This is a genomic window from Beijerinckia sp. L45, from assembly GCF_009765775.1.
Taxonomy (GTDB): Bacteria; Pseudomonadota; Alphaproteobacteria; order Rhizobiales; family Beijerinckiaceae; genus RH-AL1.
This window is the reverse complement of record NZ_LMUU01000251.1, coordinates 90678-102365: the sequence shown is the minus strand read 5'-3', so window position 1 is coordinate 102365 and position 11688 is coordinate 90678. Positions and strand designations below refer to the sequence as shown.

Below are 11688 nucleotides of genomic sequence, written 5' to 3'. Positions count from 1 at the left end.
GGCCGCCCCGCCGAATCCCGCACCAGAACCGCCGGCCCCGCCTGCGCCAGCATCGCCGCCGCCGGCCCCTGCAGCAGCGACGCCCGGACCGGCTTCGGCGGAACCCGGTGCCGGCGAGCCGTACAAAGGCGCCGACCCGCAATACCCGGCCGAGCAGCCGGCTCAATCCGAGCCCGCAGCGCCGCCGCCTGAACCGCTGCCACTGACGGCAGCGCCGGGCCCGACGGACTCGGCGCCAGGCGAACCCTACAAAGCAGCCGATCCGCAATATCCGGCCGAGCAGAAGTAGGCTGATGCTCGAAACCTCGCCGCCGAGGCTGGCGGCGGGGCGACAAAAGCGACACAATCACCGGTGATGAAAGCGGCGACGCCGCCACCCCCGGAGATCGAGACCTTTGACCGCAAAGCTTCCGCCGACGATCACCAGGCGCTCGTCCCTTGCTCTGGCCCTCGGCGGCTTTGTTTTTCCGACAATTCTGCGCGGTACGGCTTTGGCGCAGGCTGCAGTGCCCGACGGTGTCGAGGCGCACGGGCTCTCCGTCTTCGGCGATCTCGGGCTGCCGGCCGGGTTTCCGCACCTGCCTTATGCCGATCCGGTCGCGCCAAAGGGCGGGCAGATCGTGCTTCAGATCAGCAACACCGCCGGCAACCAGAACTTTACTACCTTCAACACGCTCAACGCCTTCATCCTCAAGGGCGACGGCGCAGCGGGCATGGCGCTCATCTTCGATTCGCTGATGACGGGCAATGCCGACGAGCCGGACGCGCTCTACGGCCTCGTCGCCAAATCGGTACGGGTGTCGCCGGACAAGACGCTCTATCGCTTCAGCCTGCGCAAGGAAGCGCGCTTCCACGACGGCTCGCCGCTGACGGCCAAGGACGTCGTGTTCTCGATCAACATCCTCAAGACCAAGGGCCACCCCTCGTTCCGCATGCCGCTGCGCGACGTCGAGTCGGCGGAGGCCGAGGGCGATGACGTCGTGACCGTGCGCTTCAAGCCGACGCGCAGCCGCGAGGCGCCACTTCTCGTCGCCGGCCTGCCTATCTTCAGCGCCGCCTATTACGCCAAGCAGCCGTTCGACCAGACCAGCCTCGAGCCGCCGCTCGGCTCGTCCGCCTACAAGGTCGGGCCCTTCGTCCAAGGCCGCTACATCAGCTTCACCCGCGTGCCGGACTACTGGGCGAAGGACCTGCCGATCAACATCGGCACCGCCAACTTCGACACGGTGCGCTACGAATATTTCGCCGACCGCAAGATTGCTTTCGAGGCGTTCAAGGCCGGCGTCTTCACCTTCCGCGAAGAGTTCACCTCAGCCACCTGGGCGACGGGCTACAATTTTCCCGCGGCGACGAGCGGCCGGGTCAAGCGCGAGACGCTGCCGGACGATACGCCGAACGGCACCCAGGGCTGGTTCTTCAACACCCGCCGCGACAAGTTTCGGGACCCGCGTATTCGCGAGGCGATCGGCTACGCCTTCGACTTCAAGTGGACCAATGCCAACCTGATGTATGGCGTCTACAAGCGCACGGTCTCCTACTTCCAGAACTCGCCGATGGAAGCGGCTGGCGCGCCCGGCCCCGACGAGCTGAAATACCTCGAGCCGTTCCGTGCCACGCTGCCGCCCGATGTCTTCGGGCCGGTCTACGTCCCCCCAGAGTCCGACGGCTCAGGCGCCGACCGCGCTTTGCTCAAAAAAGCGCTGGGGCTTCTCGAAGCCGCCGGCTGCAAGCGCCAGGGAAGCACCTTGCTGCTACCGGACGGCAAGCCGCTCGACATCGAGTTCCTCGATTTTGACGGTGGGCTCGAGCCGCATACCGGCGCCTTCATCCGCAACCTCCGCCTGCTCGGCATCGACGCGCGCTATCGCATCGTCGACGCGGCCCAGTACAAGCGGCGCACCGACGACTTCGACTTCGACGTCGTCACCCAGCGTTTCGGCTTTGGCTTCACGCCGGGCGAGAGCCTGCGCGACGTGTTCGGCTCCGAGGCGGCCAAGATTCCGGGATCGCGCAACCTGTGCGGCATCACGGATCCCGCCATCGACAATCTCATCGCCAAGGCCCTCGTCGCCGACACGCGAGAGACGCTGACCACCGTCTGCAAGGACATCGACAGGGTGCTACGCGCCGGGCACTATTGGGTGCCGATGTGGAACAAGGCGAACCATCTCGTCGCCTATTGGGACCTGTTCGGGCGGCCGGCGCAAAACCCGAAATATGGACTGAACGAGATCGCCACATGGTGGTACGACGAGGCCAAGGCCAAGAAGACCGACCTGTCGACTCACTGAGAGCGAAGCGATGCTCGCCTACATCCTCCGCCGGATCGCCCTGATGATCCCGACGATCGTCGGGATTCTCTTCATATCCTTCGTCATCGTGCAGTTCGCGCCGGGCGGTCCCGTCGAACGTATTCTCTCGCAACTCCAGGGCACCGACACTGGCGCCACCGCGAATTTCGGCGGTGGCGGCGGCAGCACCGCGGCGAGCGGCGGCGATTTTTCGTCCAAATACCGGGGCTCGCAGGGGCTCGACCCGGCGTTCATCAAGGAGCTGGAAAAGCAGTTCGGCTTCGACAAGCCGGCGCCCGAACGCTTCGCGATGATGCTGTGGAACTACGCCCGCTTCGACTTCGGACGGTCCTACTTTTCCGACCAGCCGGTTTTGCAGATGATCAAGGACAAGCTGCCGGTGTCGATCTCGCTCGGCCTGTGGATGACCCTGATCTCCTACCTGATCTCGATCCCGCTCGGCATCCGCAAGGCGGTGACCGACGGCTCCAGCTTCGACATCTGGACCTCGGCCGTGGTGATCGTCGGCTATGCCGTCCCGAGCTTTCTCTTTGCGGTGCTGCTCGTCACCCTGTTCTGCGGCTCGGTGTGGCAGATCTTCCCGTTGCGCGGCCTCACCTCGGACAATTTCGACCAGCTCACGCTGGTCGGTAAGGTCGGCGACTATCTCTGGCACATTTTTCTGCCGATCCTGTCGCTGACGCTGAGCGCCTTCGCCACGATCACCAACCTGACGAAAAATTCCTTCCTCGACGAGATCAAGAAATCCTACGTGCAGACGGCACGGATGAAGGGCCTGTCCGAGCGCCGGGTGCTCTACGGCCACGTCTTCCGCAACGCGATGATGATCGTCGTTGCCGGTTTTCCCGGCGCTTTCATCAGCGCCTTCTTTTCCGGCGCCCTTCTCATCGAGATGATCTTTTCGCTCGACGGGCTCGGCCTGCTGTCCTTCAATTCGGTGGTCAACCGCGACTATCCCGTAGTCTTCGCCAACCTCTACATCCTCGCGCTACTCGGCCTCGTCGTGAACCTGCTGTCGGACCTGACCTACACCTGGATCGATCCGCGCATCGATTTCGAAAAGCGCGAGGTCTAATGAGCGCGCCCGTGCTCCGCACCGACGTCGGCTTCGCCGCGCCCCGCCTGGCCCCCCCCGTCCCGGCGTCGCGCTTCCGGCTCACCCCGATCAACCAGCGCCGGCTGGCGATTTTCCGCCAGCACCGCCGCGGCTTCTGGTGCCTGTGGATCTTTCTCGCCATCTTCGGCGTGTCGCTCTGCGCCGAATTCGTCGCCAACGACCGGCCGCTGATGGTCTCCTACAAAGGCGAAATCCTGTTTCCCGTCTTTCAGGACTACCCGGAGGAAAAGTTCGGCGGCTTCGCGGCGCATACCGAGTACCGGGTGAAGGATATCGCCGACGAGATCAACGCGCATGGCTGGATGCTGTGGCCGCCGGTGCGCTTCTCCTTCCAGACGATCAACTACGCCCTCCCGAGGCCGGCCCCCTCGCCGCCGACGTGGCTGCTGAGCCAGCAGCAGTGCGAGGCGGCGGCCGTGCGCTTCACCAAGCCGGGCGAACCGAACCGCGGCTGCCGCGCGCTGGAATACGACTGGCTCGGCACCGACGACCAGGGCCGGGACGTGCTGGCGCGGATGATTTATGGCGCCCGCGTCTCGATCCTCTTCGGCCTGGCGCTGACGCTGCTGTCGTCGGTGATCGGCGTCGCCGCCGGCGCGGTGCAGGGCTATTTCGGCGGCTGGACGGATCTGCTGTTCCAGCGTTTCATCGAGGTCTGGTCGGCGCTGCCGCATCTTTATATTTTGATCATCATCTCGTCCGTCATCGCGCCGAGCGTGATGGTGCTGCTGTGGATCCTGCTGCTGTTCTCCTGGGTGCAGCTCGTCCACGTCGTCCGCGCCGAGTTCTTGCGCGCGCGCAACTTCGAGTATGTGAAGGCGGCTCGCGCCCTCGGTCTCAACAACCTCACCATCATGGTCAAGCACGTGCTGCCCAACGCGATGGTCGCGACCCTGACGCTGCTGCCCTTCGTGCTCAACGGCTCGATCACGTCGCTCACCGCCCTCGACTTTTTGGGCTTCGGGCAACCGCCGGGCTCGCCGTCGCTCGGCGAGCTGCTGCTGCAAGGCAAATCGCATACGGAAGCACCCTGGCTCGGTCTCACCGGCTTCCTCTGCATCGCGTCGATCCTGTCCCTGCTGATCTTCATTGGCGAGGGCGTCCGCGACGCCTTCGATCCGCGAAAGACGCTGGTTTGAGCCTGTGGTAGGATCGAGCGCGGAGAACAAGCGATGAACCGGATCGTACGCGAGCACTATCCCGTAGCGGCGCTGCCCGAGGATTTGCGCGAGGGGTTTGAGCCGACGGACGATGTTCGAATTACGGTCGAGCTGGCACCTGGAAAGTCAGAGCCCGCCGCTGGCAAGACGCCGTTTTCGTTGGACGCGTTATTTGCGAAAGCTCGCCCCTCATTCGCCACTGACGAAGAGGTCGCGGCCCACATCGATGCCATACGTGATGAATGGACGGATCGAAGGTAGGTGCCGCTCGTTTATCTTGATACCGGCGTTTTCATCCACGCATTCGAATTTGCCGGACCGCGGCCTGGGTTGTTCCGCGACTTCTTCGCGGATCTCGCGCGCTACCCGCTCGAAGCAGTGACAAGCGAACTGACACTTGCGGAACTTTTGGCACCTATCAAGGCGGCTGGCGCCATGACGATTGAGGAACGACAGGATCTTTACCTGCCTCTGTTCGACGAGGGTGCATTCATCGCGTTGAGACCGATATCTCGTACAGTTCTCTTGCGAACCGCGCCATTAAGGCAAAGCCACCCCCAGAGGCTGCCGGATGCAATCCACATCGCGACCGCTGTCGAGACAGGCTGTCATTTTTTCATGGCGCCCGATACGGACGCACGGCGCTTGCCTCCAGCCCTGACCTGGATCCGTCCCGACCCCGATGGCATCGCCACCGTCCTGAAAGCGCTCGATGCCTGACACCCCTTTGCTCTCGGTTCAGAACCTCACCATCGGCTTCGGCCAGGGCGGCGCCTTCAAGGCGGTCGACGACGTGTCCTTCTCGCTGGTGAAGGGCAAGACCCTGGCGCTGGTCGGCGAGTCCGGCTCGGGAAAATCGGTGACGGCGCTGTCGATCCCGCGTCTGCTGCCGCCCGGCACCCGGATCGGCGGTCAGGTGCTGTTCCGCGGCCAGAACTTGCTGACCTGTAGCGAGAAAGCGCTGCGCGGGCTGCGCGGTTCCGCGATCACCATGGTGTTCCAGGAGCCGATGACCTCGCTCAATCCGCTGCACACGATCGAGCGGCAGATCGGCGAGATCCTCTCGATTCACGGCACTAGCGGCGCCAAAACAATCCGCGCACGGACAATCGAGCTTCTGGAAGAAGTCGGCATCCGCGATCCCGGCGAGCGGCTCGGCAGCTATCCGCACCAGCTCTCCGGCGGGCAGCGGCAGCGCGTCATGATCGCCATGGCTCTCGCCAACCGGCCGGACCTATTCATCGCCGACGAGCCGACGACGGCCCTCGACGTCACGGTGCAGGCGCAGATCCTCACCCTGCTGAAGGGGCTGCAGGCGCGCTATGGGATGGCGATGCTTTTCATCACCCATGATCTCGGCATCGTCCGTCGCCTCGCCGACGACGTTGCTGTCATGCAGAAAGGCCGCATTGTCGAGTCCGGTCCAGCCCAGGATATCTTTGCAGCGCCGAAACATCCCTACACCTGCGCGCTGCTCGCGGCCGAGCCGAAGGGCGTTGCGCCCGCCGCCGATCGCAACGCCAAGACGATCGTCGCGGTCGACGATCTGAAAGTCTGGTTTCCGATCAAGAAGGGTCTGATGCGCAAGACCGTCGGGTCGGTGAAGGCGGTCGACGGCATCAGCATGGTGGTGCGCGAGGGGCAGACGGTCGGCGTCGTCGGCGAATCCGGCTCGGGCAAGACGACGCTCGGCCTCGCCATCCTGCGGCTGATCTCGTCGCAGGGCCGCATCGCCTATCTCGGCAAGCCGATCGAGGGCCTCGGCTTTACCGCGATGCGGCCGTTGCGCCGCGACATGCAGGTGGTTTTTCAAGACCCCTATGGCTCGCTGTCGCCGCGCCTGCCGATCGTGGACATCGTCGGTGAAGGGCTCGTGCTGCATAAAGCCAAGCTCAGCTATCTCGACCGGCGCGAGGCGGTCGCGCGGGCGCTGGCCGAGACCGGGCTCGATCCCGCCGTCATGGATCGCTACCCCCACGAATTTTCCGGCGGCCAGCGCCAGCGCATCGCCATCGCCCGCGCGATGGTGCTCGAGCCGAAGTTCGTGGTGCTGGACGAGCCGACCTCGGCGCTCGACATGTCGGTGCAGGCGCAGATCGTCGATCTGCTGCGCGACCTGCAGCAGAAGCGCGGCCTCGCTTACCTCTTCATCAGCCATGATTTGAAGGTGGTGCGGGCGCTGGCCAGCGACGTCATCGTCATGCGCAATGGCAAGGTGGTGGAGTCCGGGCCGGCGACGGAGGTTTTTGCTGACCCGAAAGACGCCTATACGCGGGCGCTGTTCGCTGCGGCGTTCCGCATCGACGCCGTGCCCGATGCGCCGGTGGCGCAGTAAGCCATCAGTCGGCGTCCGGGCCCGATCGCAGCTTCTTGACGCCCGACCGCTGTTTCTTTTCGTCGAGGCGCCTGACCTTCGACCCGAAGGTCGGTTTCGTTGCGACGCGATACGGCGTCCGCTTGGCCGCTTCCTGGATCAGCGCCACCAGACGCTCCAGTGCATCGGCGCGGTTGCGCTCCTGGGTGCGATGACGCTGCGCCGTGATGACGATCTCGCCGTTCTTGGTCGTGCGCCTGCCGGCCAGCGTCTGCAGCTTCGCACGCACATAGTCCGGCAGGTTCGGCGAGTTGCGCGCGTCGAACCGGAGTTGGACGGCGGTTTCGACCTTGTTGACGTTCTGGCCACCGGCTCCCGACGAGCGCATGAAGTCCTCATGCAGCTCCGTTTCACTGATGCTGATCTTGTCGGTGATTTTGATCATGCGAGGGCCAGCGGGTAAATCCGGGAGGATCCGGTCATTCGAAACGCCGTCTGCAAAGACACAGAAGCGTGTTCGCTGTCGACACGGTTCAGCAAGCGTTAACGCTGCTGCTTAGACTGGACTTAAAGAATTCGCGGCATTTTAGCGCTATGGCATGTCGCGTATCGCTTTTCGCCGCCGTCGCGGCTCTTCTCACCGTCGCAGGCTGCTCGAACTACGAGCGTCCGCAACGACCAGCATGGCGTGCGCAGGCGGAGAACGCCTGCATCGCCGAACATCGCGTTCACCTTTCCCGGTTCATTCAGCCGCGCACCCGCGACATCGACGGCCCGGGCATCTGCGGCCTGACCCACCCGTTCCTCGTCGGGGCGCTCAGCGGCGACCAGGTGCAACTCGATACCGTGGCAACCCTCGACTGCCCGATGATCGCAGCGCTCGACCATTGGGTCGCCGAAGTGGTGCAGCCCGACGCGCAGGCGCGCTTCGGCCAGGTCGTCACCCAAATCGACACGATGGGATCCTATTCCTGCCGCGGCATGAACGGCCAGGCCGGGGCCAAGATTTCGGAACATGCCTTCGGCAACGCGATCGACATCGCCGGCTTCAGGCTTGCCGACGGCCGCCGCATCACCGTCGTCCGCGACTGGACGCGCGGCGACGAGCAGACCCAGGCGTTTTTGCGCGATGTGCATGCCGGCGCCTGCTCGAGCTTCACCACGGTGCTGGGCCCGGGCGCCAACGTCTTCCATTACAACCACATCCACGTCGATCTCGCGATGCACGGCAACACGTCGTCGGGACCGCGCCGGATCTGCAAGCCGATCCCGCAGACCACCATCGCCGGTCCGCCGCGTCGCGACCTCCTGCCGGATCCGCCGATGGTCGAGGAAGAACAGGACATGGCCGACGGCAAGCCGCCGAGCGATCCGGAAAGCCTGCATCCCGGACCTGGCGGGTTGATCGCCGCTGCGCCGCCGGCATATCCCAGCCCAGGCTCAGCCTATGCCCGGGCACCTGAGCCGAGCCGTGGTGCGATCCGCGAGGACGGCGCTTTCGTCCCGGAAGGGTCGGCGCATGACTGGGACGCCACGTCGTCGATCCCGATGCGGCGCTAGCGCGAAGGCGCTATTCGTCTTCGCCGAAGCGGTTGGCGATGAGAGCAGCAATCGCGTCGAGCGCCTCTTCCGCATCGGCACCGTCCGCGGACACCAGGATCGTCGTCCCGATGCCGGCGCCGAGGGTCAGGATTCCCATGATCGAGGTGCCGCCGACCGTCTCGCCATTGCGCGTCACCGTCACGGCCGCGCTGAACTTTTCTGCGCACTGAACGAATTTCGCCGTCGCCCGGGCGTGAAGACCTTTGCGATTGATGATCGGCAGTTCGCGGCTGAGTTGTCCCGAGCCCGCCGCGGCGGCCTCCGCCTTCGGGTCCATCTCGGTCATTTGCCGCTGAGCACCCGGCTGGCGACGTAGATGTATTTGCGTCCGGCGTCCTGCGCCTGGATCACGGCCTGCTCCAGCGATGTGCCATCGCGTACCGACGCCAGCTTGATGAGCATCGGCAGATTGATGCCGGCAACCACTTCCACGTGCGCGCCGTTCATCACCGAGATCGCCAGGTTGGAGGGCGTGCCGCCGAACATATCGGTCAGTAGAACGACGCCCGATCCAGTATCGACCGCGGTGACCGCATCGACGATGTCGCCGCGCCGTCGTTCGATATCGTCTTCCGGCCCGATGGAGACGGTTGCAACCTGCTTTTGTGGACCGACGACATGCTCTAGCGCCGCCCGAAACTGCGTCGCGAGCTCGCCATGGGTCACAAGTACCATTCCGATCATCGGCAGGAACCAACCATTCGGAAACTCCGCGCGTCTGCGCCGTCGCTCATGATCCAATGCCTTTTTGAAGGCAAACGTGCCCCGTAAACAGCGCCAAGCGGCCGTTTGGGAGAGCTGATATATATGAGCGCGTTTTTGTTACCAATTCTAATCTTTTAAGCATTGAAGAGGTTCAGGCCGCACTTTAGAGCGGGGTGTGCCACCGATGTCGCGGCAAGCCATTCCAAAACACGCGCATAGCGCGCATCCCATCTCCCCTCCTTAACGAAGCAGAGCGACGGAAAGTTTTGGCCGACAAAGTCGCAGGTGGCGACGCACCCATCCGCGGCATCGGATCGTCCGTCGAGATCGACGATGGCGCGCACCGGGGCGTCGGCCCGAAAGGGCATCGCCAGAATGCCGTCACCCCGTTTTTCGATGCGACCGGCGATGCGAGGATGCGGCGCGACGACGATATCTGGTCCCCGGCGCGACACGATCAGCCGATCGTCACCGACCAGCATGATGGGCCGCTCGGGTTCGGACGCCGCGATCAGCCGCAGCGCCAAGGTGCTTTTCCCCGCCCTTGATGGTCCCCGGATCACCAGCCCCCAATCGCCGATCGCGACGGCGGTCGCGTGGATCGCGAAGGAAGCCAACTCATTCGGCATCGATCGACGCCGGCAGCCATACGGTGAACCGGGCACCCAGAATCGGCGGCGCCTCGTCGGGGTCCGGCGACGGTCCGACACGGTTCGCCGCGGTGATCCGGCCGCCGTGCGCCTCGATGATCTGGCGCGAGATCGAAAGGCCGAGGCCGGAATTCTGGCCGAAGCCATGGTTTGGGCGATCCGTGTAGAAGCGTTCAAAAATCCGCTCGAAGGCGTCGGCCGGAATGCCCGGGCCGTCGTCGTCGATGACGATCTCGTAGCCCTCGCGGCTAAGCTTGGTATCCCGTGCCAGACGCATCGCCACGCGAACGTTGCCACCCGGCTCCGAAAAAGAGCGCGCATTGTCGATAAGGTTGTTGAAGACCTGGCCGAGCCTTGAATCAAAGCCGAGGACGAGAAACGCGCAGGGCTCCTCGTCGTCATTGACGGCTTGGGCAACGTCGAGGCTGACTTCAATGTTGTCCTTGCCGGTTTCGTTGGCCATCGACGTCACAGCCTCCAGAACGGCCACCAGACTGACGTCGCGATTGTCGGCGCGGGCCAGTTCGGCATCGAGCCGCGAGGCGTCGGAAATATCGCTGATCAGGCGGTCGAGGCGGCGGACGTCGTGCTGGATCACTTCGAGAAGCCGTCCCTGCGACTCCGGCGTGCGGGCGATCGGCAGCGTTTCCACCGCGCTGCGCAAAGACGTCAGCGGGTTTTTGAGCTCGTGCGCCACGTCGGCGGCAAAGCTCTCGATCGCCTCGATGCGGTTGTAGAGCGCCTTGGTCATGTCGCGCAGCGACCCGGAGAGGTGCCCGATCTCGTCGGCGCGGCCGGTGAAGTCGGGGATTTCCTGGCGCGACTTGGTGCCCTTGCGCACGCGGTCGGCAGCCTCGGCGAGGCGGCGCATCGGCTCGGCGATGGTACCGGCGAGAAACAGCGACAGCATGAACATGATCGCCGCCGAGACCAGAAAGATACGCACGATCGTCCAGCGTTCCGACGCGATGATCGAATCGATGTCGCCGCCCTGCGTCGAGAGCAGCAGCGCCCCCTTGACCATCTGCAGGCGTTGGATCGGCACCGCAACCGAGATGATCGTATCGCCCTTGGCATTGACGCGAACGACGGACTGCACGCCACCGGCCAGAGCGCGGGCAACTTCCGCGTAGTTCTTGCCGTTGGGAGCGGCGAATTCGTCGTAATGCGGCGTATCGGTCTTGCCGAAGCGCCCCCTGACCGCGTTCCAGGTGCGCTCGATGAGCGTCATCGCGTCGTCCGCCGGCGCCGTCGCGGGCAAATCGTAGCGCGAGATCGTGGAGCGCCGGCTGAGCGACCGCGAATCGAGAAGGAGGTAGCCGTCCGGATCGAAAATGCGGGCGCGGGTCCGCGTCGGCAGAACCAGCCGGCGAAGCACCGGACCGATGCGTTCGGGATTGATCGAGAACTGCAGCGCGGGTTGGGTTTCGTCCAGCGCGCCACCGCTCTGGCCGGGCGTGAGCTGGAGCAGCTTTTCGGGATCGATGGTGATCGCGTCGGTCTCGACGCTCGCCGATGCCGAAATCGCCGCGGCTATGATCTCGCCCTGCGTCTGCAGGCTCTGCACGCGCGCGTCGATCAGCCCCTCGCGGAACTGGTTCACGTAGAGAAACCCGACGGCCAGGGCGACCAGGCCGCCGAGGTTCAGGAACACGATACGGCGAGTGAGCGACGAGGAAAACCGCGAGGAGATCGCACGCGACAGCGTCTTGCTGCGGCGGATCAGCTTGCGCCGGACCTTGCGGGTCCGTCGCATCGCATCACCGATCGGCGTCACGCCCCCTTGATGCAGGTCGACGCTCACGGCGTCAGACCGAAGCCGCAGGGC

12 protein-coding genes and 1 pseudogene are annotated in these 11688 nt (G+C 64.6%); 8 read left to right on the top strand and 5 right to left on the bottom strand.

Annotated elements, in window-relative coordinates; all coding sequences use genetic code 11:
* The 7 genes and pseudogenes from GSQ79_RS29185 to GSQ79_RS26085 all read left to right on the top strand — a co-directional run.
* Positions 1–289: pseudogene (locus tag GSQ79_RS29185) on the top strand (hypothetical protein); the annotation flags it as partial.
* A gap of 106 nt (positions 290–395) precedes the next feature.
* Positions 396–2291: an extracellular solute-binding protein gene (locus GSQ79_RS26110; RefSeq protein ID WP_246725593.1), complete on the top strand. Its 1896-nt coding sequence runs from the start codon at positions 396–398 to the stop codon at positions 2289–2291.
* Positions 2292–2301: 10 nt separating this feature from the next.
* A complete protein-coding gene (locus GSQ79_RS26105) occupies positions 2302–3387 on the top strand; it encodes a microcin C ABC transporter permease YejB (RefSeq protein WP_158811662.1) in 1086 nt (361 codons plus the stop codon).
* Positions 3387–4568, top strand: coding sequence for an ABC transporter permease (locus tag GSQ79_RS26100; protein ID WP_158811661.1), 1182 nt, complete (start codon positions 3387–3389; stop codon positions 4566–4568). Before GSQ79_RS26105 ends, GSQ79_RS26100 begins: the two co-directional genes overlap by 1 nt.
* Before the next feature lie 33 nt (positions 4569–4601).
* Positions 4602–4850, top strand: coding sequence for a hypothetical protein (locus GSQ79_RS26095; RefSeq protein ID WP_158811660.1), 249 nt, complete (start codon positions 4602–4604; stop codon positions 4848–4850).
* Positions 4851–5309, top strand: a complete 459-nt coding sequence (locus GSQ79_RS26090; protein WP_158811659.1) for a type II toxin-antitoxin system VapC family toxin — start codon at positions 4851–4853, stop codon at positions 5307–5309.
* Positions 5302–6924 carry an ABC transporter ATP-binding protein gene (locus GSQ79_RS26085; RefSeq protein WP_158811658.1) on the top strand — a complete coding sequence of 541 codons (1623 nt, stop codon included), beginning with the start codon at positions 5302–5304 and terminating at the stop codon, positions 6922–6924. Before GSQ79_RS26090 ends, GSQ79_RS26085 begins: the two co-directional genes overlap by 8 nt.
* Before the next feature lie 4 nt (positions 6925–6928).
* On the opposite strand, the gene arfB is transcribed toward GSQ79_RS26085, so the two are convergent.
* A complete protein-coding gene (gene arfB / locus GSQ79_RS26080; RefSeq protein ID WP_158811657.1) occupies positions 6929–7348 on the bottom strand; it encodes an alternative ribosome rescue aminoacyl-tRNA hydrolase ArfB in 420 nt (139 codons plus the stop codon).
* Between the two features lie 149 nt (positions 7349–7497).
* Here arfB and GSQ79_RS26075 point away from each other — a divergent pair, with 149 nt between their 5' ends.
* On the top strand, positions 7498–8463 hold the full coding sequence (locus GSQ79_RS26075) for an extensin family protein (protein ID WP_158811656.1): 966 nt from the start codon (positions 7498–7500) through the stop codon (positions 8461–8463).
* A gap of 10 nt (positions 8464–8473) precedes the next feature.
* On the opposite strand, the gene GSQ79_RS26070 is transcribed toward GSQ79_RS26075, so the two are convergent.
* The 4 genes from GSQ79_RS26070 to GSQ79_RS26055 all read right to left on the bottom strand — a co-directional run bounded on the left by GSQ79_RS26070 (position 8474) and on the right by GSQ79_RS26055 (position 11616).
* A complete protein-coding gene (locus GSQ79_RS26070; RefSeq protein WP_174243279.1) occupies positions 8474–8782 on the bottom strand; it encodes an HPr family phosphocarrier protein in 309 nt (102 codons plus the stop codon).
* A gap of 5 nt (positions 8783–8787) precedes the next feature.
* Positions 8788–9189 carry a PTS sugar transporter subunit IIA gene (locus tag GSQ79_RS26065; RefSeq protein ID WP_158811654.1) on the bottom strand — a complete coding sequence of 134 codons (402 nt, stop codon included), beginning with the start codon at positions 9187–9189 and terminating at the stop codon, positions 8788–8790.
* Positions 9190–9344: 155 nt separating this feature from the next.
* A complete protein-coding gene (locus GSQ79_RS26060; RefSeq protein ID WP_158811653.1) occupies positions 9345–9839 on the bottom strand; it encodes an HPr kinase/phosphorylase in 495 nt (164 codons plus the stop codon).
* Positions 9829–11616: a sensor histidine kinase gene (locus tag GSQ79_RS26055; RefSeq protein ID WP_158811675.1), complete on the bottom strand. Its 1788-nt coding sequence runs from the start codon at positions 11614–11616 to the stop codon at positions 9829–9831. Before GSQ79_RS26055 ends, GSQ79_RS26060 begins: the two co-directional genes overlap by 11 nt.
* Positions 11617–11688: the final 72 nt, after the last annotated feature.

Coding starts and splice junctions, on each gene's coding strand:
- GSQ79_RS26075 (WP_158811656.1), top strand. CDS start 7,498: ATGGCATGTCGCGTATCGCTTTTCGCCGCCGTCGCGGCTCTTCTCACC.
- arfB (WP_158811657.1), bottom strand. CDS start 7,348: ATGATCAAAATCACCGACAAGATCAGCATCAGTGAAACGGAGCTGCAT.
- GSQ79_RS26085 (WP_158811658.1), top strand. CDS start 5,302: ATGCCTGACACCCCTTTGCTCTCGGTTCAGAACCTCACCATCGGCTTC.
- GSQ79_RS26070 (WP_174243279.1), bottom strand. CDS start 8,782: ATGGACCCGAAGGCGGAGGCCGCCGCGGCGGGCTCGGGACAACTCAGC.
- GSQ79_RS26055 (WP_158811675.1), bottom strand. CDS start 11,616: ATGCGACGGACCCGCAAGGTCCGGCGCAAGCTGATCCGCCGCAGCAAG.
- GSQ79_RS26095 (WP_158811660.1), top strand. CDS start 4,602: ATGAACCGGATCGTACGCGAGCACTATCCCGTAGCGGCGCTGCCCGAG.
- GSQ79_RS26065 (WP_158811654.1), bottom strand. CDS start 9,189: ATGATCGGAATGGTACTTGTGACCCATGGCGAGCTCGCGACGCAGTTT.
- GSQ79_RS26060 (WP_158811653.1), bottom strand. CDS start 9,839: ATGCCGAATGAGTTGGCTTCCTTCGCGATCCACGCGACCGCCGTCGCG.
- GSQ79_RS26105 (WP_158811662.1), top strand. CDS start 2,302: ATGCTCGCCTACATCCTCCGCCGGATCGCCCTGATGATCCCGACGATC.
- GSQ79_RS26100 (WP_158811661.1), top strand. CDS start 3,387: ATGAGCGCGCCCGTGCTCCGCACCGACGTCGGCTTCGCCGCGCCCCGC.